Raw genomic sequence first — 20,844 nt, 5'->3', positions numbered from 1 at the left:
GGGGCGTCCGGACATCAGTCGCGCGGCTGGGCGACGGTGCGGAGGTAGGGCTTCAGCGTCTTGAAGCCGGCCGGGAACTTCTGCTTCGCCTCTTCGTCCGAGACCGAGGTGACGATGATGACGTCCTGGCCGTTCTGCCAGTCGGCCGGGGTGGCGACCTTGTGCTTGGCGGTCAGCTGCAGCGAATCGATCACCCGCAGCACCTCGTCGAAGTTGCGGCCGGTGGTCATCGGGTAGGAGATCACCAGCTTGATCTTCTTGTCCGGGCCGACGACGTAGACGTTGCGCACCGTCTGGTTGTTGACAGCGGTGCGGCCCTCCGAGGTGGTGCCGGCATCGGCCGGCAGCATGCCGTAGAGCTTGGAGACGGTGAGCTCGGAATCGGCGATCACCGGGAAGTTCGGTGCGTAGCCCTGGGTTTCCTTGATGTCCTGGGCCCAGCTCTCGTGCCGGTCGACCGGGTCGGCGCTGAGGCCGATCACCTTGACGTCGCGGCGGTCGAACTCCGGCTTCAGCTTGGCCACGGCGCCGAGCTCGGTGGTGCACACCGGGGTGAAGTCCTTGGGATGCGAGAACAGCACGCCCCAGGACGAGCCGAGCCAGTCGTGGAAGCGGATCCGCCCCTCGGTGGTCTCGACTTCGAAATCGGGCGCGTCCTCACCAATCGCGAGCGGTCCGGTCATTTTTACCTCCAGTTATCGTTAATTTTGTAATTTTACCGTGCCGCGGAGCCGATGTCATCAGGAGCCTTGTCGCAAGGCGGCCTGTCACCTCGTTGACACACGCAAGGCGCGCCCCGATGATGCGCGCGTCTTGCCGGGGTGCCCGAACGGGGGCTGAGAGGCGCGTCAGCGTCAACCCGACGAACCTGATCCGGGTCATGCCGGCGGAGGGAGCGCGAGACGACGCCTCAGGCATCGGCACGTCCCTCTCCGTTCCGCCTCGACCCAGCGGAGGAAACGCGATGCGCCTGTTTGCCGCCGTCCTGCTGACGGCCCTGACCTCCGCCCTCGCCGGGCCGGCCGCGGCCGAGACCCCGGTGCTCAAGGTCTACACCTATGAATCCTTCACCGCCGAATGGGGGCCGGGCCCGCAGGTGAAGAAGGCCTTCGAGGCCGAATGCGGCTGCACCGTCGAGTTCACCTCGGTCGAGGACGGCGTCGCCCTGCTGTCGCGGCTGAAGCTGGAGGGCAAGTCGAGCCAGGCCGACATCGTGCTCGGCCTCGACACCAACCTGACCGCCGAGGCGACCGCGACCGGCCTCTTCGCCCCGCACGGGCAGAAGCTCGACGGCCTGTCGCTGCCGGTGGCCTGGACCGATCCGGTCTTCGTGCCCTTCGACTGGAGCTACTTCGCCTTCGTCTATGACAAGACCAAGGTGCCGAACCCGCCGAAGAGCCTGCACGACCTGGTCGAGAACAGCGACCTGGAGCTGACCATCCAGGACCCGCGCACCAGCACGCCGGGCCTGGGCCTGCTGCTCTGGGTCAAGCAGGTGTACGGCGACAAGGCGCCGGAGGCCTGGGCGAAGCTGAAGCCACGGATCCTCACCGTGACCCCGGGCTGGAGCGAGAGCTACGGCCTGTTCCGCAAGGGCGAGGTGCCGATGACCTTCAGCTATCTGACCTCGCCGCCCTATCACGTGATCGCGGAGAACGACAGCAACGTCGGCGCCGCGGTGTTCAGCGAGGGCAACTACCTCCAGGTCGAGGTCGCGGCCAAGCTGGCCTCGTCCCCGCACCCGGAGCTGGCCGACAGGTTCCTCGCCTTCATACTGAGCCCGGCGTTCCAGGACCTGCTGCCGACGACGCAATGGATGTATCCGGCAGTGACGCCGAAGGCCGGCCTGCCCGACGCCTACAAGGCCCTGCCGACCCCGGCCAAGGCCCTGCTGTATCCGCCGGAGGAGGTCGCCGCCAACCGCGCCGCCTGGATCGCCGAATGGCTGCAGGCGACCAGTCGTTGAGCCCACGTAGGTTGGGTTCGCGGCCCGCGAACCCAACATCCCGCGGCGGAGCCAGCCTGTTGGGTTCGCCACGGCGAACCCAACCTACGGGGAGTGCACTTCCCTCCCTGCCCGGCCTGCTGGCCCTGCTTGCCATCCTGGCGCTGATCGCCACGGCGGCGACCGGCCTCCTCCGCGCCGCGTCCGGGATCGACCTGCTCTCCGTCTGGGCCGACCCCTATCTCTGGTCGATGCTGCGTTTCACCGCGCTGCAGGCCGGGCTGTCGGCGCTGATCAGCGTCGCCATCGCCATCCCGGTCGCCCGCGCCCTGTCGCGCCGCCGCTTCCCCGGCCGCACCCTGCTGCTGCGCCTGTTCGGGCTGCCGATGATCGTGCCGGCGGTGGCCGGCGCCTTCGGCATCCTCACCGTGTTCGGCCGCTCCGGCCTGCTCGCCGACCTGTTCGCGGCGCTGGGGCTGACCATCCGGCCGAACATCTACGGCCTGACCGGGATCCTGCTGGCGCATGTGTTCTTCAACATGCCCTTCGCCGTGCGCGTGCTGCTGGCGGCCTGGGGCACCATCCCGGCCGAGAGCTGGCGCCTGGCGTCGATGCTGGGGCTGCGCGGCGCCGACCTGTTCCGGCTGGTCGAATGGCCGATGCTGCGGCGCCAGCTGCCCGGCCTCGCCGCACTGGTCTTCCTGCTGTGCTTCACCAGCTTCGCCGTGGTCCTGACTCTCGGCGGCGGCCCGGCCTCGGCGACCATCGAGATCGCGATCTACCAGGCGCTGCGCTTCGACTTCGACCCCGGCCGCGCCGTCGCCCTGTCGCTGCTCCAGGTCGCGCTCTGCGCCCTGCTGGTGCTGGCGGCGATGCGGCTGACCGGCCGTGTCGCCGACGAGGGCGGCGTCGGCCGGCCGGTGCTGCGCGGCGACGGCCAGACGCGGGCAGCCCGGACGATCGACGCCGTGGTGCTGGCCCTGGCCGCCGGCTACGTGCTGCTGCCGCTGGTCGCGATCCTGGTCGAGGGCCTGGGCGGCATCGGCAAGCCGATCCTGTCCAGCCCGGCCCTGTGGCACGCCGCCGGGCGCAGCCTGGCTGTCGCCCTCGGCGCCGCCACGCTCGCTTTGGTGCTGGGCTGGGCGCTGGCGCACAGCATCGCCGTGCTGCGCATCGGGAGACGCCGCCACCGGCTGGCGCGGCTGTTCGAGCTGAGCGGCACTGTGGTGCTGGTGGTGCCGCCGCTGGCGCTCGGCGCCGGGCTGTTCGTCATGCTGCTCGGCACCGCCGACCTGCGGTTCTGGGCGCTGCCGATCGTCGCCATGGTCAATGCGCTGATGGCCCTGCCCTTCGTGCTGCGCCTGCTGGTCGGCGCCGCCGAGCTGGCGCAGCATCGGCACGGCAGGCTGGCCGACAGCCTGGGCCTGTCCGGCTGGGCTCGGCTGCGGCTGGTGGAATGGCCGCTGCTGCGCCGGCCGGCCGGCTTCGCCATGGCGATCGCGGCGGGGCTGGCGTTCGGCGACCTCGGCGCCGCCGCCCTGTTCGGCAGCGACGGCAACCAGACCCTGCCGATGCTGGTGGCGCAGCTGCTCGGCGCCTACCGGCTGCAGGAGGCGTCGACCGTGGTGCTGCTGCTGGTGCTGATGGGGCTGGCCCTGTTCGGCCTGATCGAGAGGATCTTCGGTGGCCAAGCCCCAGACTGAAAGAAACGCAATTGAGATCGAGGGCCTGACCTATCGCTACGAGGCGATGGCGATGCGCTTCGACCTGACGGTCGAGGCCGGCGCCTTCGTCGTGCTGTTCGGGCCGAGCGGCGCCGGCAAGAGCACGCTCCTGAACCTGATCGCCGGCTTCGAAGCGTCGCTGTCCGGCGCCTTGCGCCTGCTCGGCCGCGACGCGACGGGCCTGCCACCGGCGGCCCGGCCGGTCACCACGCTGTTCCAGGACCACAACCTGTTCCCGCATCTCACGGCGGCGAAGAATGTGGCGCTGGGCCTGCATCCGGGGCGGCTGAGCCCGGCCGACGCGGCGCGGGTGCAGGAGGCGCTGGCCCATGTCGACCTGTCGGGGCTGGAGGCGCGCCGGCCGGCGGAGCTGTCCGGCGGCGAGCGCCAGCGCGTCGCCTTGGCCCGCAGCCTGGTGCGCGACCGCCCGATCCTGCTGCTGGACGAGCCCTTCGCCGCGCTCGGCCCGGCGCAGCGGCGCGAGATGGTGCAACTGGTCGACCGGCTGCGGCAGGAGCGCGGCCTGACCGTGCTGATGGTCAGCCACCAGCTCGACGCCCTGCCCGGCATCGACGCGCAGGCGGCCTTCATCGAGGACGGCCGCATCGCCGCCACCGGCCCGGCGACCGAGCTGCTGACCCGCCCGCCCCTGCCGGAGATCGCCGACTATCTCGGCTATGTCGGGCCGGCGAGCTAGCCTGCCCGGCTGCAGACCAGCGTGGCGTGGTCCCACCACGGATTGACGCGGACGCTGCGATCCCGCACCGCGAAACCCGCCTCCGCGAGTTCGGCCTCGATCGCCGCCAAGGGCTTCAGGGTCCGGTAAGGGTGATCGTCCTGCATCAGGCAGTACGTCCGCGAATCGAAGCGGGCCCTGGCGTCGCCGGATCGGGGCTCGCCGCACATGCTGCTGACCACGAGGACCCCGTCGGGCTGCAGGATGCGGCGGACTTCCGCAAGGCACAGCCCCCTGTCCCCGCCGATCAGGCAGTGCAGGCAGCTGCCGTCGAACACGATGTCGAAGGAACTATCGGCGAAGACGGGCATGCGGCAGACGGTGCCCTGGTGGAACGATCCGCGGAGCCCGGCCGCCGCGAACCGCTCCCGCGCCCAGGCCACGACGGTCCCGGCGATGTCGATGCCGTGGACCTCATACCCCTTCCCGGCCATCAGATACGACGACAGGCCGTTGCCGCAGCCGAGCTCGAGCATCCGGGCCGGCGGCGCCGGCAGAATCCCCTCCCGCTCCAGCCGATCGAGCGTCTCGGCCACGCCGGCCAGCCCACGCTCGTATTGATCGCCGGCCCATCCGGGCAGCCCCGCATGCCGCAGGCGCCGGTACTGGGCGTCATAGTCGTACATCGAGCGGCGCTTTCGGCTGTCTCGGCGAGTTGACCGGGCGGAGCATGAGCAGACACGAATTGTCGGCACCCCACAGTGTCGGCAGATCCTCAATCGGGGCGAAGCCGACGGCATGATAGAATTGCCGTGTGCACTCGTAGGCCGGGTCTGGTTTTGCCGGCGAAAGCGTCTTGACCGTTAGGTAACGGCATCCCCGATGCGCCGCGAACTGGTCGGCCGCATCCACCAGCGCGCGACCAATGCCGCTGCGATGCCAGTCAAGCCGGACGCCCAGGATGTGGATCTCGGCGGCAGCGGTGGTCTGGAATTTTATCGAGACGAAGCCGAGCGCAGACCCGTCCGACGCCCTGCAAGCCAGCATCGGCAGGTCGGCCGCAGCCGCGACATAGGCCTCTCTCGCCGCCGGAATGCCAAACCATCGCGGCAAATCCTCCAGGATGGCCCTGCAGATCTCGCTGCGCCCGCCAGAAACGCTATCGATCCGCTCGGCAGCCGCCCGACGCACGGTCTCGTCAACGAAAGATCGTTTGCCGCCGGTGTAGTAATCCCAATCGTCCTCAGTCTCGGAGGCCAGCCGGCGCTTCAGCGCGGCATAGGCGGCCGCGGCGTCGGGATGGTGACGCAGATGGTCCCGGAACAGCATCCGGCGCAGATGCGTCGCGGTGCCCGGCGCGCAGAGATACAGCCGCTGCCCGCGCGAACCGCGGCCGGTGGTGAAGGTCCACATGCCGTCGCGATGCCTGTCGCCGTGATCGGCGTAGTCGCCGGCCGCCTGCATCCGCGCGATCGCCTCGGGAATTGCGGCGGCCGAGCGCAGCACGATGTCGACGTCGATCTTCGGCTTGGCGCAAAGGCCGGGCACCGCCGTGCTGCCGATGTGGTGGATATCGAGGACGAGACCGTCCAGCAACCGCTCCAGCCCGGCGCGGATCTCCTCGAACCGTGCCGGCCAGGCCGGGTCGTAGTCGACCACCTCGATAGCCCGGCGTTTCATTCGCCTTCCTCGCTCACGCTCCCGCGTAGAACAGCAGCGACACCAGCACGAACAGCGGCAGCAGGATGCCGCAGGACCAGGCCATGTAGCCGAAGAAGCTGGGCATGGCGACGCCGCGCTCCTGCGCGATCGACCGCACCATGAAGTTCGGCGCGTTGCCGATATAGGTGTTGGCCCCCATGAACACGGCGCCGGCGGAGATGGCGCCGAGCGTCGTTGCCAGCGGCCCCATCAGGTGCTGCGCGTCGGCCCCGGCCATGTTGAAGAACACGAGATAGGTCGGCGCGTTGTCGAGGAAGCTGGACAGGGCGCCGGTCAGCCAGAAATAGGCCAGGTTGTTCGGCTCGCCGGTGCCGCCGACGAGGTCGACCAGATCGGCCAGCGCCCCGTCGCGGCCGGCACGCAAGATCGCGATCGCCGGCACGATGGTGACGAAGATCGCGGCGAACAGCTTGCCGACCTCGACGATCGGGAACCAGTTGAAGTCGTTGAGTTGCCGGCTCTCCTGTGAGGTCAGCATCCAGGACAGGCCGATGATGGCGATCAGCAGCAGGTCGCGGACCAGATTCTCCAGCGCCACGGGCACGTGATGGACGGTCAGCTCGACGCCCGGCTTCCAGACGCCGCTCAGCAGCACCGCGCCGATGACACCCACGAGCAACAGCAGGTTGATCCCGCCCTCCAGCCCGAACGGCACGCGCGGCTCCGGCGGCACCTCGCGCAGCCCGTGCTCGCGCCGGAACAGCACCGTGTCGAGGACGGCATAGACCGCCAGCAGGATGACCGAGCAGGCCAGCATCGGCAGCAGCAGGTGCCGGGTCGGCCAGAAGAACGACACGCCCTGCAGAAAGCCGAGGAACAGCGGCGGGTCGCCCAGCGGCGTCAGCGCGCCGCCGATATTGCCGACCAGGAAGATGAAGAACACCACCGTGTGGACGCGGTAGCGCCGGTTCTCATTGGCGCGCAGCAGCGGCCGGATCAGCAGCATGCAGGCGCCGGTGGTGCCCATCCAGCTGGCGATGGCGGTGCCGACGAAAAGGATGCCGAGATTGACCGCCGGTGTGCCGACCAGCGTGCCCTTCAGCCGCACCCCGCCGGCGACGACGAACAGCGACGCCAGCAGGATGATGAAGGGCAGGTATTCGGTCAGCGCGACGGTCAGCACCTCGTACAGCGCCAGATCGGCGCCATGGATGGCGGCGAAGGGCACCAGGAAGGCCAGGCCCCAGAAGGCGGCGACCTTGCCGAAATGATGGTGCCAGAAATGCGGCCGGATCAGTGGGAGCAGCGCGATCGACAGCAGGATGCCGGCGAAGGGAATGATCCAGGCCAGGCCGAGCTCGGACCCGTTCAGATGGGGGGTACCTTCGGTGGCAGCCCGGGCCGGTGCGATCGACATTAAAGCTATCGCTCCCGCCGCGACTCCGACGCGGCGGCGGGCTTGTCGAAACACCGGCATGAACACCCCTTCCCCGTTCTTGCTTCAGGCGGCCGGAGTATGGCGATGACGGCAGGGCTAGCCAACCCGGTTGACGGAAGCCAGTTTATCTGCAAATTTATCGATAGATTTCTGGATAGAGGACTCGGACATGGCACGCAAACCTGGAGATACGAACTACAGCGCTCGCGAACGAAAACTCATTGCCGAGAAAGAAGAGGCCAAAGCCGAAGTAGAGATGTTAAAAGCTCGTGTAAAGGTGCGCGACGCGCAGATCAAAGAATTGCGCGAGAAACTGGGCTCTTAAATCCGATTTATCACGCCATAGCCCATTCGAGCGACCTGGATCTCAACGCCATGGCTCGTATTTAGGTAGGGTTGTCGCCGCCGATGGGCCGCACTAGCTTCGACAGGACGGAGCCGGCCGGCTCAAGACGAAGGAATCGTGCCATGGAGATGACAGGCGAGCATCGGATCGCGGCGCCGCGGTCGGTGGTCTGGGAGGGGCTGAACGACCCCGAGGTGCTGCGCCGGTCGATTCCCGGCTGCGACACGTTGGAGAAGACCTCGCCGACCGAGATGACGGCGACCGTCACCGCCAAGGTCGGGCCGGTCAAGGCCAGCTTCGGGGGCCAGGTCACCCTGTCCAACCTGAACCCGCCCGAGAGCTACACCATCTCCGGCGAAGGCAAGGGCGGCGCCGCCGGATTCGCCAAGGGCGGCGCCGACGTCAAGCTGGTCGAGGACGGCGACGGCACCATGCTGCGCTACGCGGTGAAGGCCAATATCGGCGGCAAGCTGGCGCAGCTCGGCGCCCGGCTGATCGACGGCACCGCCAAGAAGATGGCCGACGACTTCTTCACCCGCTTCGCCGCCGAGATGGAGCAGCGCGCCGGGGCTGGCGCCGCGGCGCCCGCTCCCACCCCGGCCCCCGCGCCGGCTGCGGCCGCGCCCGAGATCCCGGTTCCGACTCCGGTCCCGGCCGAGACGGTGGTGACGCCGCCGAGCCCGGCCGAGGCCCCGGGCTTCGCCACCGCCGAGCCGATTCCCGCGCCGCAGCCTGTGCCTGCCACCGAGCCGGCGCCGAAGCCCGCGCCTGCGGTCGCTCCACCGCCTCGCCCCGCCCCGCCGCCCGTGGCCGAGGAGCGCCGCGGGGGCCTGAGCCCGGCGGTCTGGATCACGGCCCTGGTCGTGATCGTGCTGGTGCTGCTGTACCTGTATTTGTAACGCAGGCGGAACCGACCTTCGGCTCGCTTGACCGAACGTCTGACGAAACCTTAGCCTTCGTTCCGGGTGGCCTGACCGGCCGCCCGCAAGCGGCGCTGAACAGCCGCGGCGGGTATCGGTCGGCCTGACGCCAGCTTGGGAGGAATCCATGACCACCACCGTGACCCTGACGGTGAACGGGAGGTCGGTGACGCGGCAGGTCGAACCGCGCACACTGCTCGTACAGCTTTTGCGCGAACACCTGCAATTGACCGGGACGCATGTCGGCTGCGACACCAGCCAGTGCGGCGCCTGCGTCGTCCATGTCGACGGCCGGTCGGTCAAGTCCTGCACCATGCTGGCCGTCCAGGCCGAAGGCAGCGCGGTGACCACGATCGAGGGCCTCGCCGCCGCCGACGGCACGCTGCACCCGATGCAGGAGGCCTTCCGCGAGAATCACGCCCTGCAATGCGGCTTCTGCACGCCCGGCATGGTGATGAGCGCGGTCGACCTGCTGCAGACCAACCCGAACCCGACCGAGCACGAGGTCCGTGACTGGCTGGAAGGCAACATCTGCCGCTGCACCGGCTACCACAACATCGTCAAGGCCGTCCTCGACTGCGCCGCCAAATCCGGCGGCCAGCGCGTTGCGGCCGAATGAGGGGGGCGCGATCATGGCACATGACGGCATCGGCGCCCCGCTGCGCCGCAAGGAGGATTATCGCTTTCTGACCGGCAACGGTCACTACACCGACGACATCGATCGCCCCGGCCAGGCGCATGCCTATTTCCTGCGCTCGCCGGTGGCCCATGCCCGGATCCGCGGCATCGACACCAGCGCGGCCCAGGCGGCGCCCGGCGTGCTGGCCGTGTTCACCGGCGACGACCTGGCCAAGGACAAGGTCGGCGGGCTGATCTGCGGCTGGCTGGTCAAGTCGAAGAACGGCGAGCCGATGAAGGCCGGGCCGCACCCGGCGCTGGCCCAGGGCAAGGTCCGCTATGTCGGCGACCATGTCGCGGTGGTGATCGCCGAGACCAAGGACCAGGCCAAGGACGCGGCCGAGAAGATCGAGGTCGACTACGAGGAGCTGCCGGCCGTCGTCGCCACCGACAGCGCCCGCAGCGCCACGTCCCTGGTGCATGACGACATCCCGGCCAACACCGTCTATGAGTGGGAGCTGGGCAACAAGGCCGATGTCGAGGCCGCCTTCGCCCGCGCCGCCCATGTCACCAAGCTGGACCTGCAGAACAACCGGCTGATCCCGAACGCGATGGAGCCGCGGGCGGCGATCGGCGAATACGACCGCGGCTCGGACAGCTTCACCCTCTACACCACCAGCCAGAACCCGCACGTGGCCCGGCTGGTGCTGTCCGCCTTCATCGGCATCGCGCCGGAGCACAAGCTGCGGGTGATCGCGCCCGATGTCGGCGGCGGCTTCGGCTCGAAGATCTTCATCTATGCCGAGGAGACGGTCTGTGTCTGGGCGGCGAAGAAGGTCCGCCGGCCGGTGAAGTGGACCGGCGAGCGCAGCGAGAGCTTCCTGGCCGATGCACATGGCCGCGACCACGTCACCCATGCCGAGCTGGCACTGGACCAGGACGGCAAGTTCCTGGCCCTGCGCGTGCACACCACGGCCAATCTCGGCGCCTATCTCTCGACCTTCGCCAGCTGCGTGCCGACCTTCCTCTACGCGCCGCTGCTGTCCGGCCAATACGCCATCCCGGCGATCTACTGCGAGGTCGACGGCGTCTACACCAACACCGCGCCGGTCGACGCCTATCGCGGCGCCGGGCGGCCGGAGGCGACCTATGTCATCGAGCACATCGTCGAGCTGGCGGCGCGCGAGCTGAAGCTGGACCCGGCGGAGATCCGCCGCCGCAACTTCGTCCAGCCGAACCAGTACCCGTACCAGACGCCGGTGATCATGACCTATGATTGCGGCGACTATCCCCAGGCGCTGGAGGCGGCGCTGACGCTGGCAGACTATGCCGGCTTCCCGGCCCGCAAGGCCGAGAGCGCCAGCCGCGGCAAGCTGCGCGGCATCGGCCTCTCCAGCTACATCGAGGCCTGCGGCATCGCGCCGTCGGCCGCGGTGGGGTCGCTGGGCGCCGGCGTCGGCCTGTGGGAATCGGCCAAGATCCGGTTCAACCCGACCGGCAACGTCACCGTCCACACCGGCAGTCACAGCCACGGCCAGGGTCACGAGACGACCTTCGCCCAGCTGATGTCGAGCTATCTCGGCGTGCCGGCCGACCAGGTCGAGGTCGTGCATGGCGACACCGACAAGACGCCCTTCGGCATGGGCACCTACGGCTCGCGCTCGCTCGCCGTCGGCGGCTCCGCCATCTTCAAGGCGGCCGAGAAGATCATCGCCAAGGGCAAGAAGATCGCGGCCCACCAGCTCGAGGCGGCCGAGGCCGACATCGAGTTCAAGGACGGCAAGTTCACCGTCGCCGGCACCGACCGGGCCAAGACGATCCAGGAGGTCGCCTTCGCCGCCTACGTTCCGCACAACTATCCCGCGGGGGTCGAGCCGGGGCTGGAGGAGAGCGCCTTCTACGACCCGATCAACTTCACCTTCCCGGCCGGCACCCAGATCTGCGAGGTCGAGGTCGACCCCGACACCGGCGTCGTCACCATCGCCAGCTATTCGGCGGTCGACGATTTCGGTCGGGTGATCAACCCGATGATCGTCGAGGGCCAGGTCCATGGCGGCCTCGCCCAGGGCCTGGGCCAGGCGCTGATGGAGAACTGCGCCTACGACCTGGAGACCGGGCAGCTGCTGACCGGCTCCTTCATGGATTACTGCATGCCGCGGGCGGACGACCTGCCGAGCTTCAAGGTCGGCATGATCGAGACCATCAACCCCTCCAACCCGCTCGGGGTGAAGGGCTGCGGCGAGGCCGGGGCGATCGCGTCGCCGCCGGCGCTGATGAACGCGATCACCGATGCCATCGGCCGCGACATGAACATGCCGGCGACGCCGGAGCGGGTGTGGCGGGCGATCCACACACCCGCTCTGGCTGCCGAGTGAGGAGACGACCATGTATGCCTTCAACTACCACAAGGCCTCCTCCGCGGCCGACGCGGTGGCCAAGCTGACCGCCGCCTCCGACGGCAAGTTCCTGGCCGGCGGCATGACCCTGATCCCGACGCTGAAGCAGCGCCTGGCCTCGCCCTCCGACGTCGTCGACCTCGGCGGCGCGGCCGAGCTGAAGGGGATCAAGGAGGAGAATGGCGGCCTGACCATCGGTGCCATGACGACCCATGCAGCGGTCGCGGCGTCGGACGTGGTGCAGCGGGTGATCCCCGCCCTCGCCGCCCTGGCCGGCGACATCGGCGACGCCCAGGTCCGCAACCGCGGCACCCTCGGCGGCTCGGTCGCCAACAACGACCCCAGCGCCGACTATCCCGCGGCGGTGCTGGCCCTTGGCGCCACCATGCGCACGACCAAGCGCGAGATCGCGGCCGCCGACTATTTCCAGGGTCTGTTCACCACGGTCTTGGCGGAGGACGAACTGATCACCGCGATCCACTTCCCGAAGCCGGAGAAGGCGGCCTACATCAAGTTCGACAACCCGGCCAGCCGCTACGCCATGGTCGGGGTGTTCGTGGCCAAGACCGCCGCCGGCATCCGCGTCGCGGTCACCGGCGCAGGCTCGGACGGGGTGTTCCGCTGGACCGAGGCCGAGCAGGCGCTGGCCGGCAGCTTCTCGGCGACGGCGCTGGACGGGCTGTCGGTCGGCCCCGGCGGCATGAACGGCGACATCCACGGCTCGGCCGAATACCGGGCCCATCTGGTCAAGGTGATGGCCAAGCGGGCGGTCCAGGCCGCCGGCTGATCCTCCTGCTCCCGACGGACGGCCTGTCTCCGGGAGACCGGGGACAGGCCGTTGCCGTCAGGTCCCCAGCAATTCGACGTTCTCGGCCCGCGCCGCTGCCGAAAGCTCGGCGTCCAGGGTGGCAAGCGGCAGGCCGTTGCGCAGCGCCAGCTCGAGATAGGCAGCATCGTAGACGGTCAGGCGGTGGCGGCGGGCCAGGGTCAGATTCAAAGACTCGTCCGGCGTCCGGTCGACCAGGATCGGCAAACCCTCCAGCAAGGCCAGGGCACGATGGGTATCGGCTGCATCGACGCGGCCGCGCCTTTCGTTGATGATGAAGATGTTGCGGATCTCGAACCACCACAACGCCGGCACCATGGCCTGATCCGTGTCCAGCCTGGCAAAAGCGGCATCGGCGCGGGAATCCGACTCATCCAGCAACAGCCAGCAGGCCGACACCGAGGCATCGACCACGAACGGCATCAGTATTTGTGCCCTTCGTGACGGGCGGACAGGACGTCTTCCACGTCGAGAGGCGGCACCGATCGGCGGAAGGCGGCGATCTGTTCCTTGACGTGACGCAAGCGATCCTGCCGCTGGTCCGTCTCGGGAACGAGGCGGGCAATCGCCCGGCCGTGCCGGGTGATCACAATGGTCTCGCCGCGTTCAACCTCGCTCAGCAACTGGGGCAGATGGGTCTTGGCGTCGGACGCTTGGACTCTGCGCATGCAGTGACCACCCAACTGGTTGAATCGACTGGTCGAAACTATCACGAGCACCCCGGCTTGCAAAGGAGCGCTATCCTCCGCCTGCCATTGCATGCCGTGCCATCTTCCCGAATCTGTGATCACCGCCCATTCTCAGGACATGCTCGATCCCGACGAGATCATCTGCTGGCTGCTCGGGCCGGCGCGCGCCCTGCCCTCACCAGCCCCGGTGCTGCAGGAGGTGGCCCAGCGCCTGGTCCGGGCCGGGTTCCCGTTGTGGCGCCTGAACTTCCTCCTGCCGCAATTCCATCCCCTGATCAGCGCGGCGTCCTATGAATGGCGGCCGGCGCTGGACCAAGTGCGCGAGATCCGGTTTGAGCGCGAACGGGCGGACGGTCCGATCTATCAGAATAGCCCGATGGGACTGTTGCACCGCACCGGCCGGATGGTGCGCCGGCGGCTGGTCGGCCCCGAGGCGAATCTGGAATTCCCTCTGCTGCAGGAGCTGCACGACCAGGGCGCGGCGGACTATGTGCTGATGCCGATGCGCTTCGGCACCGACGAGCCGCGGACTGCCGGCTTCAGCATGGTCTCGGACCGTCCGGACGGATTCTCGGCCGACCAGATCGCCTTGGTGCAGCGCATCGTGCCCGCGCTCGGCGCCGTCTGCGAGATCATGGTCGACCGGCAGAAGATGGCCCACCTGCTCGAGACCTATGTCGGGCGCGAGGCCAGCCGGCGGATCCTGGAGGGCGAGGTGGTCCGCGGCGGCGCCCGGTCGCTCGAAGCCGTGATCCTGTTCTGCGACATGCGCGGCTTCACCGCCCGGGCCGAGGCGACGCCGCGCGACGCCCTGCTGCAGCTGATGAACGAGTACTTCACCATCGTCGTCGGCGCGGTGCACGGCGCCGGCGGCGAGGTGCTGAAGTTCATGGGGGACGGCATTCTCGCCATCTTCCGCCTCGGCGACGGCGAGGCGGCAGCGGAGGCTTGCGCCCGCAGCCTGATCGGCGCGCTGGACGCCTTCGCCGGCCTCGATGCCATGAACGACCGCCGCCGGACCGAAGGGCTGGACGCGATCAACGCCGGCATCGCGCTGCATGTCGGCGAGGTGATCTTCGGCAATATCGGCGCGCCCGACCGGCTCGACTTCACCGTGGTCGGGCCGGAGGTGAACCGGGCGGCCCGGATCGAGCAGATGACCAAGCTGATCGGCCGGCGCATCCTGACCTCGTCCCGCTTCGCCGAGCTGAGCCCGGTGCGCCTGGTCTCCTGCGGCACCCGCCGCCTGCGCGGCGTGCCCAGACCGCAGGAGCTGTTCACCCCGGCCGCCGAACTGCGCGGCGAGACGATCCCGAACGCGGCTTAGCCAGCGTTAAGAGAAGAGCGAGCCGCCGTTGACCGCGACCGTCTGGCCGGTGATGTAGCCGTTGTCGACCAGCAGCATGACTGCCCGGGCGATCTCGTCTCCCGTTCCGGCGCGCCCGACCGGGATGCGAGCGACGACACCCGCCGCGATCAGCGGCTGGCCCATCTCCGTGTCGACCAGGCCCGGCGCCACGGCGTTGACCGTCACGCCCTCCGGCGCGAGCCGCAGGGCATAGCCGCGCGTCAGGCCTTCGAGCCCGGCCTTGGCGGCGGCGTAGGCGATGCTGACCGAGCCGGAGCCGATGCGGGCCCCAATGGACGAGATGTTGACGATCCGGCCCCAGCGCCGCGCCCGCATGCCCGGCAGGACGGCCTGGGTGCAGAGAAAGGCGGATTTCAGGTTGACCGCGATGGAACGGTCGAAATCCTCCTCGGTGATGTCATCGAGGCCGCGCACCGCCGCCATGCCGGCATTGTTGACCAGGATGTCGATCGGGCCGAGGCGGTCCTCCACGTCGTGGACCATGCCGTGCACGGCGGCGCCAAGCGAAACGTCCGCACCGAAAGCGGCAGCGCGGCCACCGCTGTTGCGGATGGCTTCGACGACAGCCTCCGCCTCCTGGCCGCGCTCGCGATAGTTCACGGCAACCGCCGCCCCCGCCTGTGCCAGCGCCAGGGCGACCGCCTTGCCGATGCCGCGCGAGCCGCCGGTGACCAGGGCCACCCGATTTTTGAGATCAGTCATGACGCTCAGTCTAGCACCGGGCGGCGGCCCGCGGCAGCGGTGGCACTGGCCCCTGCCCGTCCATGCCCGTATCCTGCCGGAAAATTGGGATTCGTCTGATGAACGCTCTGCCTGCCTCCGTCGAGGAGACCCTCGCCCTGTTGTCGCGCGGCGACTATGTCGCCGACCGGCCGCTGGCGACCGCGCTGTTCCTGGCCCTGCGGCTGAAGCGGCCGCTGTTCCTGGAGGGCGAGGCCGGGGTCGGCAAGACCGAGATCGCCAAGGTGCTGGCGGCGACCCTTGGCCGCCGTCTGGTGCGGCTGCAATGCTACGAAGGCCTCGACATCGCCTCGGCGGTCTATGAGTGGAACTACCAGCGCCAGATGCTGGAGATCCGCCTGGCCGAGGCCGGCGGCGTGCAGGATCGCGACCAGCTGGCCAGCGACATCTTCGCCGAGCGCTTCCTGATCCGCCGGCCGCTGCTGCAGGCGCTGGAGCCGGACGTCGCCGGCCCGGCCGTGCTGCTGATCGACGAGCTGGACCGCACCGACGAGCCGTTCGAGGCCTTCCTGCTGGAGATGCTGTCCGACTTCCAGGTGACGATCCCGGAGCTCGGCACCATCAAGGCCGCCGAGCCGCCGATCGTCATCGTCACCTCGAACCGCACCCGCGAGATCCACGACGCGCTGAAGCGCCGCTGCTTCTACCATTGGGTCGACTACCCGAATGCGGAGCGCGAGCGCGCCATCCTGCATGCCAAGGCGCCGGGCACGCCGGAGGCGCTGAGCGCCCAGATCGTCGCCTTCGTGCAGAAGCTGCGCCGTCTGGACCTGTTCAAGCATCCCGGCGTGGCCGAGACGCTGGACTGGGCCCAGGCGCTGACCGAGCTGAATGCGCTGGAACTCGATCCCGACGTGGTGCGCGACACGCTCGGCACCATCCTGAAGTACCAGGACGACATCGAGCGCATCCAGGGCGCCGAGGCGGCCCGGCTGCTGTCCGAGATGCGGGCGGAGATCAACGCCGCGGCCGCCGCCGCGGTGACCATGCCGGTATGAGCGACGGCGGCTTCGCCCCGATCCGGACCGACCGCCTGGTCCTGCGGCGCTTCGCGGCGCGCGATGCCGGGGCGTTCCGCGCCTATCGCGACGACCCCGAGGTCGCGCGCTGGCAGGGCTGGGACGGCTGCAGCCGCGAGGAGGCCGAGGCCTTCGTCGCCGGGATGGAGGCGGCCGCCTATGGCCTGCCGGGCCAGTGGTTCCAGATCGCCGTGGCCGACCGCTCGGACGACCGGCTGCTGGGCGACATCGGAATCCATGTCCTGGCCGGGGAGCCACGGCTGATGGAGCTGGGCGTCACCTTCGCCGGCGCCGCCCAGGGGCGCGGCCATGCCACCGAGGCGCTGGACGCGCTGATCCGCCGCCTGTTCGCGGACGAGGTCCGGCACCGCCTGCAGGCCTCGATCGACCCGCGCAACATCCGCTCCGTCACTCTGTTCGAGCGGCTGGGCTTCCGCCGCGAGGCGCATTTCCGGCGCTCGGTCTGGGCCAAGGGCGAATGGTGCGACGATGTCGTCTATGCCCTGCTCGCCGAGGAGTGGAGCAGCCGCCATGGCTGATCCCGCCCCGGCCGAGACCGGCCGCCTCGCCCTCAACGTCATGCAGTTCTGCCGTGCCCTGCGCGCCGCCGGCCTGCCGGTCGGGCCTGGCCGCACCCTGGCGGCGCTGGAGGCGCTGGAGACGGTCGGCATCGCCAGCCGGCAGGACGTCTACTGGGCCCTGCACGCCACGCTGGTGAACCGGCGCGACCAGCGCGAGATCTTCGACCAGGCCTTCCACCTGTTCTGGCGCAATCCGGACATGCTGAAGCGCGCCATGACGCTGATGCTGCCGCAGATCCGCACCGGCAAGGAGGAGGAGCGCGCGGTCAACCGCCGGGTCGCCGAGGCCTTCGCCGACCGCAACCAGCCCGGCCGCGGCGAGGCGCCCGACGACGCCGAGGAGCCGCCGGAGCTTGAAGTCGACGCCAGCCTGACCTTCTCCGAGCGCGAGAAGCTGCAGCACAAGGATTTCGAGCAGATGAGCGCCGAGGAGCTGGCCCGCGCCCGGGCCGCCATCGCGCGCTTCCGCCTGCCGGTGCGCGACGTGCCGACCCGGCGCTACGCCCCGCACCATTCGGCGCCGCTGGTCGACATGCGCCAGACGCTGCGCCAGTCGCTGCGCGCCGGCGGCCATTCCATCGATCTGGCGCGGCGCATCCGCCGGACCCGGCCGCCGCCGCTGGTGGTGCTGTGCGACATCTCCGGCTCGATGAGCCAGTATTCGCGCATGCTGCTGCATTTCCTGCACGCCGTGACGACCGAGCGCGACCGGGTGCACAGCTTCGTCTTCGGCACCCGGCTGACCAACATCACCCGGCAGCTGCGCCGCCGCGATGTCGACGATGCGCTCGACCGCGTCGGAAGGGCGGCGCAGGACTGGGGCGGCGGCACCCGCATCGGCGCCTGCCTGGCCGAGTTCAACCGGGTCTGGGGCCGCCGCGTGCTGGGCCAGGGCGCGGTGGTGATCCTGATCACCGACGGGCTCGACCGCGACGCCGGCGACCGGCTGGAGGACGAGATCGACCGGCTGCATCGCAGCAGCCGACGCCTGATCTGGCTGAACCCCCTGTTGCGTTGGGACGGCTATGCGCCAAGATCTATGGGGGCGCGTGCCCTGATGCCGCATGTCGACGAGTTCCGACCGGTCCACAGCCTGGCCAGCCTGGCCGCGCTGGTGGATGTGCTGGCCGAGGACTCTGCGCGGGGCGACAGACGCATGGCCCGATGGCGGCACCTCGCCGCCCAGCAGGAGATGGTGCAATGACCGATCATGACGATGTGCTGGCCCTGGCCTCGGCATGGGCCGCCGAGGGGCGTCCGGTGGCGCTGGCCACCGTGGTCTCGACCTGGGGCTCCTCGCCCCGCCAGGCCGGCAGCCAGTTGGTGATCGACGGCGACGGCCGGATGCAGGGCTCGGTCTCCGGCGGCTGCATCGAGGGCGCCGTGGTGCGCGAGGCGCTCGAGGTGATGGAAGACGGCAAGCCGCGGCTGCTCGATTTCGGCGTCACCGACGAGCAGGCCTGGGACGTCGGGCTGGCCTGCGGCGGCAAGGTCCAGGTCTTCGTCGAGCGGCTGTCGTGAAGCGCGAGATCCTCGACGCGCTGCAGGCGGCCCGGACCGAGCACCGGACCGCCGCGCTTGTCACCGACCTGGCCAGCGGCGCCCAGTCCCTGGTGGTCGACGGCGCGGTGACCGGCGACCTGCCGGTCGACGAGTCGCTGCAGGGCGCCATCGAGGAGGCGCTTCGCCACAACCGCAGCCGCACCGCCGCGGACGGCAAGCTGTTCATCCAGGCCTTCGTGCCGCCGCTGCGGCTGGCGATCGTGGGCGCCGTCCACATCGCCCAGGCGCTGGCGCCGATGGCGGCGCTGGCCGGCTACGACGTCACCGTGATCGACCCGCGTCGGGCCTTCGCGTCGGATGAGCGCTTCCCCGGCGTGAAGGTCAGCACCGAATGGCCGGATGACGGCCTGACGGCACTGAAGCCGGACGGCCGCACCGCGGTCGTCACCCTGACCCATGACCCCAAGCTGGACGACCCGGCGCTGGACGTGGCGCTGCGGTCGCCGGCCTTCTACATCGCCGCGCTCGGCAGCCGGAAGACCCATGCCGGGCGGATCGAGCGGCTGACCGCGCTCGGCCACGGGGCCAATGCGCTGGCCCGGATCCACGGCCCGGCCGGCCTCGCCCTCGGCGCCGTATCCCCGGCCGAGATCGCGATCTCGGTGATGGCGCAGATGACCGCGGTGCTGCACGGCGCCGAACCGCTCGGAAAGGCCCCCGCGTGATCTTCGGCTCCCTGCCCGTCGCCGAGGCCACCGGCGCCATCCTGGCCCACACCGTCGCCGCCGCCGGCACGCTGTTCCGCAAGGGCCGGCGGCTGAGCGCGGCCGACATCGCGGCGCTGCAGGCCGCCGGCGTCGAGGAGGTGCAGGCGGCGCGGCTGGAGCGCGACGATGTCCATGAGGACCAGGCGGCGGAGCGGGTGGCCACGGCGGTGCAGGGGCCGGGGCTGAGCGCCAGCGCCGCCTTCACCGGCCGGGTCAACCTCTATGCCGAGGCCGCCGGCGTGGTCGTGATCGACCGCGAGCGGATCGACCGGCTGAACCGGCTCGACGAATCGATCACCATCGCCACTTTGCCGGAATGGGCCGAGGTCGCGCCGAAGCAGATGGTGGCGACGGTCAAGATCATCCCCGTCGCCGCGCCGGGCGATGCGGAGTCGCTGGTCGAGGTGATGGCCGCCCTGCCCCAGCGCGGGCCGGCGCTGCGCCTGGCCCGCTACCGGCCGCTCAAGGTCGGGTTGATCCAGACGAAGCTGCCGACGACCAAGCCGGGCGTGCTGGACAAGACCGCCCAGGTGACGGCGGAGCGGCTGGCCAGGCTGGGCGGCACGCTGGCGCGCGAACGCCGGTCGGACCACAAGGCGCCGGCGCTGACCAGCGAGATCCGCATGGTGCAGAATCTCGGCCTCGACCTGCTGCTGATCGCCGGCGCCTCGGCGATCACCGATCGGCGCGACGTGCTGCCGGCGGCGATCGAGGCCTGCGGCGGCATCGTCGAGCATTTCGGCATGCCGGTCGACCCCGGCAACCTGATCCTGATGGGCCGCATCGGCGCCATGCCGGTGCTGGGCCTGCCCGGCTGCGCCCGGTCGCCCAAGCTGAACGGCTTCGACTGGGTGCTGCAGCGCATCGCCGCCGGCCTGACCGTCACCCGCCTCGACGTCATGGCGATGGGCGTCGGCGGCCTGCTGGCCGAGATCCCCAGCCGCCCCCTGCCCCGCGACCGTGCCGCCGACGGCAACGGCATGCCGCATGCGCCGAATGTCGGCGTGGTGGTGCTGGCCGCCGGCCAGTCGCGCCGCATGGGCGAGCTGAACAAGCTGCTGGCCCCGGTCGAGGGCAAGCCGATGGTGGCGCACGCCGTTGACGCCGTGCTCGGGACCAAGGGCATCGGCCCGGTCGTCGTCGTCACCGGCCATGAGCGCGAGCAGGTCGAGGCGGCGCTGGCCGACCGGCCGGTCACCTTCACCGCCAATCCGCGCTATGCCGAGGGGCTCAGCACCTCGCTCGCCGCCGGGCTGGCGGCGCTGCCGCACGAGACCGACGCCGCGCTGGTCTGCCTCGGCGACATGCCGCGGATCAGCCCGCGGCTGATCGAGCGCCTGGTCGCCGCCTATGCGCCGACGGAGGGCCGCTCGATCGTGGTGCCGACCCATCAGGGCAAGCGCGGCAACCCGGTGCTGTGGGACCGCCGCTTCTTCCCGGCCATGGCGTCGGTCGCCGGCGATGTCGGCGCCCGCCACCTGATCGGCGAGCATGCCGACGAGGTGGTCGAGATCGAGGCCGGCGACACCGCCGTGCTGTTCGACGTCGACACGCCGGAGACGCTGTCGCCCCTCTCCGCAACCCAAGTTCCGACCCGAGGATCGAGGCGCTCTCCGCCCAGTCG

General features: G+C 69.9%; 22 protein-coding genes and 1 riboswitch. Of the genes, 15 read left to right on the top strand and 7 right to left on the bottom strand.

The window, feature by feature from the left end; all coding sequences use genetic code 11:
• Positions 1-14: 14 nt before the first annotated feature.
• Positions 15-683: a peroxiredoxin gene (locus tag ACTOWL_RS08320; protein ID WP_441320742.1), complete on the bottom strand. Its 669-nt coding sequence runs from the start codon at positions 681-683 to the stop codon at positions 15-17.
• A 124-nt stretch (positions 684-807) separates the two neighbouring features.
• Positions 808-912: riboswitch (TPP riboswitch) on the top strand.
• A gap of 52 nt (positions 913-964) precedes the next feature.
• Here ACTOWL_RS08320 and thiB point away from each other — a divergent pair.
• The 3 genes from thiB to thiQ are packed head-to-tail and all read left to right on the top strand — an operon-like array spanning position 965 to position 4,366.
• A complete protein-coding gene (gene thiB / locus ACTOWL_RS08315) occupies positions 965-1,966 on the top strand; it encodes a thiamine ABC transporter substrate binding subunit (protein WP_441320741.1) in 1,002 nt (333 codons plus the stop codon).
• 59 nt (positions 1,967-2,025) lie between these two features.
• Complete coding sequence (gene thiP, locus ACTOWL_RS08310) at positions 2,026-3,648, top strand: thiamine/thiamine pyrophosphate ABC transporter permease (protein WP_441320740.1); 1,623 nt, start codon at positions 2,026-2,028, stop codon at positions 3,646-3,648.
• Entirely contained in the window at positions 3,629-4,366 is a 738-nt protein-coding gene (gene thiQ / locus ACTOWL_RS08305) for a thiamine ABC transporter ATP-binding protein (RefSeq protein ID WP_441320739.1), read from the top strand. Before thiP ends, thiQ begins: the two co-directional genes overlap by 20 nt.
• Here the strand turns inward: thiQ and ACTOWL_RS08300 are convergent.
• The 3 genes from ACTOWL_RS08300 to ACTOWL_RS08290 are packed head-to-tail and all read right to left on the bottom strand — an operon-like array spanning position 4,363 to position 7,424.
• Entirely contained in the window at positions 4,363-5,031 is a 669-nt protein-coding gene (locus tag ACTOWL_RS08300; RefSeq protein WP_441320738.1) for a class I SAM-dependent methyltransferase, read from the bottom strand. The genes thiQ and ACTOWL_RS08300 overlap by 4 nt on opposite strands.
• A complete protein-coding gene (locus ACTOWL_RS08295) occupies positions 5,018-6,025 on the bottom strand; it encodes a GNAT family N-acetyltransferase (protein WP_441320737.1) in 1,008 nt (335 codons plus the stop codon). Before ACTOWL_RS08295 ends, ACTOWL_RS08300 begins: the two co-directional genes overlap by 14 nt.
• Positions 6,026-6,038: 13 nt before the next feature.
• On the bottom strand, positions 6,039-7,424 hold the full coding sequence (locus ACTOWL_RS08290; protein WP_441320736.1) for a sodium:proton antiporter: 1,386 nt from the start codon (positions 7,422-7,424) through the stop codon (positions 6,039-6,041).
• A gap of 190 nt (positions 7,425-7,614) precedes the next feature.
• Here ACTOWL_RS08290 and ACTOWL_RS08285 point away from each other — a divergent pair, with 190 nt between their 5' ends.
• The 5 genes from ACTOWL_RS08285 (at position 7,615) to ACTOWL_RS08265 (ending at position 12,512) form a co-directional block, all read left to right on the top strand.
• Entirely contained in the window at positions 7,615-7,770 is a 156-nt protein-coding gene (locus ACTOWL_RS08285; protein ID WP_441320735.1) for a hypothetical protein, read from the top strand.
• A 143-nt stretch (positions 7,771-7,913) separates the two neighbouring features.
• Positions 7,914-8,690, top strand: coding sequence for an SRPBCC family protein (locus ACTOWL_RS08280; RefSeq protein WP_441320734.1), 777 nt, complete (start codon positions 7,914-7,916; stop codon positions 8,688-8,690).
• A gap of 148 nt (positions 8,691-8,838) precedes the next feature.
• On the top strand, positions 8,839-9,330 hold the full coding sequence (locus ACTOWL_RS08275; RefSeq protein ID WP_441320733.1) for a (2Fe-2S)-binding protein: 492 nt from the start codon (positions 8,839-8,841) through the stop codon (positions 9,328-9,330).
• 13 nt (positions 9,331-9,343) lie between these two features.
• Positions 9,344-11,704: a xanthine dehydrogenase family protein molybdopterin-binding subunit gene (locus ACTOWL_RS08270; protein WP_441320732.1), complete on the top strand. Its 2,361-nt coding sequence runs from the start codon at positions 9,344-9,346 to the stop codon at positions 11,702-11,704.
• A gap of 10 nt (positions 11,705-11,714) precedes the next feature.
• Positions 11,715-12,512, top strand: a complete 798-nt coding sequence (locus tag ACTOWL_RS08265; RefSeq protein WP_441320731.1) for an FAD binding domain-containing protein — start codon at positions 11,715-11,717, stop codon at positions 12,510-12,512.
• A gap of 57 nt (positions 12,513-12,569) precedes the next feature.
• On the opposite strand, the gene ACTOWL_RS08260 is transcribed toward ACTOWL_RS08265, so the two are convergent.
• Together ACTOWL_RS08260 and ACTOWL_RS08255 are read right to left on the bottom strand one after the other, a co-directional pair.
• Complete coding sequence (locus tag ACTOWL_RS08260) at positions 12,570-12,974, bottom strand: type II toxin-antitoxin system VapC family toxin (RefSeq protein WP_441320730.1); 405 nt, start codon at positions 12,972-12,974, stop codon at positions 12,570-12,572.
• Positions 12,974-13,312 (bottom strand): type II toxin-antitoxin system Phd/YefM family antitoxin, encoded by a 339-nt coding sequence (locus ACTOWL_RS08255; RefSeq protein WP_441320729.1) that lies wholly within the window; start codon positions 13,310-13,312, stop codon positions 12,974-12,976. Before ACTOWL_RS08255 ends, ACTOWL_RS08260 begins: the two co-directional genes overlap by 1 nt.
• A 46-nt stretch (positions 13,313-13,358) precedes the next feature.
• On the opposite strand from ACTOWL_RS08255, the gene ACTOWL_RS08250 reads away from it, so the two are divergent.
• Positions 13,359-14,567, top strand: coding sequence for an adenylate/guanylate cyclase domain-containing protein (locus tag ACTOWL_RS08250; RefSeq protein WP_441320728.1), 1,209 nt, complete (start codon positions 13,359-13,361; stop codon positions 14,565-14,567).
• Positions 14,568-14,573: 6 nt separating this feature from the next.
• Here the strand turns inward: ACTOWL_RS08250 and ACTOWL_RS08245 are convergent, their stop codons facing one another.
• On the bottom strand, positions 14,574-15,311 hold the full coding sequence (locus ACTOWL_RS08245) for an SDR family NAD(P)-dependent oxidoreductase (protein ID WP_441320727.1): 738 nt from the start codon (positions 15,309-15,311) through the stop codon (positions 14,574-14,576).
• A gap of 98 nt (positions 15,312-15,409) precedes the next feature.
• Here ACTOWL_RS08245 and ACTOWL_RS08240 point away from each other — a divergent pair, with 98 nt between their 5' ends.
• From ACTOWL_RS08240 to ACTOWL_RS08215, 6 genes are all read left to right on the top strand, one after another.
• Positions 15,410-16,348: an AAA family ATPase gene (locus ACTOWL_RS08240; protein WP_441320726.1), complete on the top strand. Its 939-nt coding sequence runs from the start codon at positions 15,410-15,412 to the stop codon at positions 16,346-16,348.
• Positions 16,345-16,908, top strand: a complete 564-nt coding sequence (locus ACTOWL_RS08235) for a GNAT family N-acetyltransferase (protein ID WP_441320725.1) — start codon at positions 16,345-16,347, stop codon at positions 16,906-16,908. The genes ACTOWL_RS08240 and ACTOWL_RS08235 overlap by 4 nt, the downstream gene beginning before the upstream one ends.
• Positions 16,901-18,154 carry a vWA domain-containing protein gene (locus ACTOWL_RS08230; protein WP_441320724.1) on the top strand — a complete coding sequence of 418 codons (1,254 nt, stop codon included), beginning with the start codon at positions 16,901-16,903 and terminating at the stop codon, positions 18,152-18,154. Before ACTOWL_RS08235 ends, ACTOWL_RS08230 begins: the two co-directional genes overlap by 8 nt.
• Positions 18,151-18,471, top strand: coding sequence for an XdhC family protein (locus ACTOWL_RS08225; RefSeq protein WP_441320723.1), 321 nt, complete (start codon positions 18,151-18,153; stop codon positions 18,469-18,471). Before ACTOWL_RS08230 ends, ACTOWL_RS08225 begins: the two co-directional genes overlap by 4 nt.
• Positions 18,468-19,178 carry an XdhC family protein gene (locus tag ACTOWL_RS08220; RefSeq protein WP_441320722.1) on the top strand — a complete coding sequence of 237 codons (711 nt, stop codon included), beginning with the start codon at positions 18,468-18,470 and terminating at the stop codon, positions 19,176-19,178. The genes ACTOWL_RS08225 and ACTOWL_RS08220 overlap by 4 nt, the downstream gene beginning before the upstream one ends.
• The coding region (locus tag ACTOWL_RS08215; RefSeq protein ID WP_441320721.1) for an NTP transferase domain-containing protein at positions 19,175-20,844 on the top strand (1,670 nt) is incomplete at its 3' end. The genes ACTOWL_RS08220 and ACTOWL_RS08215, both read left to right, overlap by 4 nt.

The sequence above is a fragment of the Inquilinus sp. CA228 genome, from assembly GCF_052078665.1.
Lineage (GTDB): Bacteria > Pseudomonadota > Alphaproteobacteria > DSM-16000 > Inquilinaceae > Inquilinus.
The sequence above is the reverse complement of the archived record's forward strand: the minus strand, read 5'-3'. Positions and strand labels throughout refer to the sequence as shown.